The sequence below is a fragment of the Pseudomonas cichorii genome (assembly GCF_015471405.1).
GTDB lineage: Bacteria > Pseudomonadota > Gammaproteobacteria > Pseudomonadales > Pseudomonadaceae > Aquipseudomonas > Aquipseudomonas serbiensis.
The window spans coordinates 1-2364 of sequence record NZ_BLVZ01000034.1; the positions used below are offsets into that span (position 1 = coordinate 1).

A 2364-nucleotide genomic window follows, 5' to 3' on the forward strand; every position below is an offset into this window, starting at 1 on the left:
CGGGCCTGCGAAGCTTGGGTAGTAGTCGTAATATTCAAGCAGTGCTTTTTGTGAGGTAACACTGTAGTTGAATATGGTTTTTTGTCTGAAGATGAGGATATAAAAAAATACATTGCAGTATAGAAATATAGCGCCGGCCATTAGTTCAGGCACATGAATCTGACTTTTCCACCACGTCAAAAAAGTAAATAAAAGCCCCCATCCCGTACCAACGCAAAAGATAAGCACCTGGCCTTCCATTATATCTTTTGGAGTGCCGTTTATAGTCTTTATGGACCAGTCAAATATTTTTTCGCAGTCTTTCAACTCATCAAAATGATAAGCAGCACTTTGTTTTTCGGTATCATTCAGAGACTCGTCACTGAGCGAAGCTTTTTTCTTGTTGCACATATCGCCTACTTATTCCGGGGTTGCAAGTGCCAGGGATTGGGTGCGGTGCTCAGCACTTATCAAAAGATGGGTTGTGGTTAATCCATCGGCTGTGCCATTACTCTGCTTGTCGAGTTCTATCTGATAAATGTTGGGGGTGCCGATATTGCGGATAATCACCTTGCGGTGTGGCAAGGAAATCTGCCCCACCATGACACCAACAATATCGTGACTGACAAAACACACTATTCAAAAGCTTGTTGCATCAGGCACCGCGTTTTTCACCACTCCCAGTCTTTCTCCATGAACTTGGCCGTGGGTGACAGGACCGAGTGCAGGAATTGCAGGTATTGCTCGAACAGGTCTTTGTTGGGGAAGCGGGCTTCAAACCCCACCGTGATGTCCGTTCGATGGGTGATTATCATGGAGCGTTTGCGATCCACCGTGACAAAGTTATGCTCGTTCCAGGGCAGACTTTCTTCATGGTGGATTTTATTCTCCCAATTCAGCAAAGAGCGTGCGGCCCCCAGTGAAATGGCGGCTGGACCAATCAGAAATAGCAGGGAGCCTGTGACGAGGGCCACGCCGAGAAATAGCAGAATGGTGAAGATGGCGATGCCTTTGAAGAGAGGGCCTGCGAAGCTTGGGTAGTGACGAAAGTGCTCGACAGACCCAACCCGGTATGTAATGCGGTAATTAAATATGGTCTTCTGTCTTATTACAAGCACAATCAAGTAGACAAAATACGCTACTGTTGCGCAAGCAAACCCTATAAACAACCCTACACTCTCAGTCAGAGCATCCCACATCAACCATATAAAATAAAGAAAAAGCGAAAGAACCCCAGCTATAACAGAAACCTGAAACCTCATAAACTCCTTCGGAGGGCAATCAATTGTTTTTATACTCCACGCCATTACAGCCGTATCGCTGCTGAAAAGTGTGTTCTGCGCTGTGCGGCAGGCGGCTATGTTATTCATAATATTCTTATTCCGGAAGAGCAAGGGCCAGTGCATTGGCACGGCTTTTTTTACTGACTTCGAGCTGTGTGAGGGTTGAGCCATCTACAACCATACTGCCCTCTTGGCTTAGTTCTATCTGGTAAAGATAGCTTTGAGCTTTTTGCTCTGAAGCACTCACCTCATTCGGATACCAGATTTTCAGCTCGATGTAGGTGGCTTCTTCCCTGAGCGGAACCCAGGTCTGCCAGATGACGTCCTCGCCTGCAGGAAAAATCGGGAAATACAGATCCGGTGATTTATAAGGAGGTCGTTCACTTCCTAGCCTGCCAAACTCCTTGAGAGGAGCAAATTTTCCGCGTTTTTCAAATGCGTCTGCGATGGGAGTATCTGCTTCCACTGTGGGCAGAACGCCGAAGGGCCGTGTACTGCTGATCACGTTCAGCTGAACACATTGCCCGCGTAATACCTCAGGCAGACGTATTTGTATCCAGGCACCATTCTGTATAGGTATATCTACATACCCGACTTTACCTATGTACTTCTGTCGGTACTCAACCGTGCTTTTAATTAAAATTTGCGGGCTCAGCTGGATTTCCAATAGAGCGCGCTTTTCTTCGAGCTTTCCTTCCTGGGTATCCGTATGCCGATGTTCAGGCGAGCGCGACCAGCAGCTTTTTCGCAACCACCAACCGACACTGTCCTGTTTGAAATAGTTCAAGACCATGCTGGCGATTAAATAAACGAATCCAGCTATTAAAATACCAATAGTTACCCATGTACTCATTACAAAAAATACGGCAGCTCTAGATAAGGTTAGCCCTGCTATCAACTGAGTTACACCCCCAGCACCCATTGCAAGAACAGCAAAACCCTTTACAACTAGAGCCGTTTTTTCCTCTGAGGTTCTAGCATTTTTGTGATCGTCCCAAATATCCCAAATCTCCAACATCGCCGCCGCCACCGCAAACGCCCCCAAAGCCACCACCGTGCTCCTGAACCCGCGAATCGCATCCCCCCAAGCGTTGTTTCCCTG

1 protein-coding gene and 2 pseudogenes are annotated in these 2364 nt (G+C 47.1%); all 3 read right to left on the reverse strand.

From position 1 onward, the window contains the following. Positions 1–390, reverse strand: a pseudogene (locus JL015_RS27465) (hypothetical protein); the annotation flags it as partial. Positions 391–650: 260 nt separating this feature from the next. Beyond that, on the reverse strand, positions 651–1349 hold the full coding sequence (locus tag JL015_RS27470) for a hypothetical protein (protein WP_025262387.1): 699 nt from the start codon (positions 1347–1349) through the stop codon (positions 651–653). Between the two features lie 7 nt (positions 1350–1356). After that, positions 1357–2364: pseudogene (locus tag JL015_RS27475) on the reverse strand (hypothetical protein); the annotation flags it as partial.

Excerpts from the sequence above, each read along its gene's own strand:
- JL015_RS27470 (WP_025262387.1), bottom strand. The coding sequence starts at position 1,349 with ATGAATAACATAGCCGCCTGCCGCACAGCGCAGAACACACTTTTCAGC.